Source organism: Myroides odoratus (genome assembly GCF_965118575.1).
In the GTDB taxonomy this organism is placed as follows: Bacteria; Bacteroidota; Bacteroidia; order Flavobacteriales; family Flavobacteriaceae; genus Flavobacterium; species Flavobacterium odoratum_B.
Genome location: NZ_CBCPHW010000055.1, coordinates 1 through 569 on the forward strand (window position 1 = coordinate 1; position 569 = coordinate 569).

Annotated in this window: 1 protein-coding gene; it reads left to right on the forward strand. The window is 38.1% G+C overall.

Translation table 11 applies throughout. The annotated features are described in order from the left end of the window. The coding region (locus tag ACMHJ2_RS17765) for an OmpA family protein (protein ID WP_413514184.1) at window positions 1-569 on the forward strand (569 nt) is incomplete at both ends.

Consider the following 569-nt stretch of genomic DNA (forward strand, 5'->3'; position numbering starts at 1 on the left):
GATATCAATAGCACTTTTGACGATTTTGGTTTTTATATTGACGCTCAAACCAAGAAAGGTTTTGTTAGCTCAAACCGAGAAGGGGGGCATGGCGGAGATGATATCTACCTATTTGTAGAAAAACCCTGTGTTCAACTTATAGATGGGTTAGTATTAGATCAAGATAGCCAAGAAGGTATTGAAGGGGTATCCTTTATTGTATATGATGCCAATCACAAACAAATTAATACAGTTCAGGCAGATGCCCAAGGTTTTTACAGTATTAGTTTACCTTGTGGGCATACCTATCGCATCAGAGCGAGTAAAGACGGTTATCTCACCCAAGAGTTTGTGGTAGATACCGATCGAAAAATACAAAAACGTTTCAATATAGAATTAGAAGTAGCGAATACAAAAATAGAGACAGGAGATGATTTATTCAAAAAGCTAAAATTATCACCGATTTATTTTGATTTTGATAAGTCTGAGATCCGAGCAGATGCGCAGATTGAATTGATGAAGGTGGTAGAGGTGATGTTGCAATATCCAGAACTGAAACTGGCTATTCGCTCGCATACCGATAGCCGTGG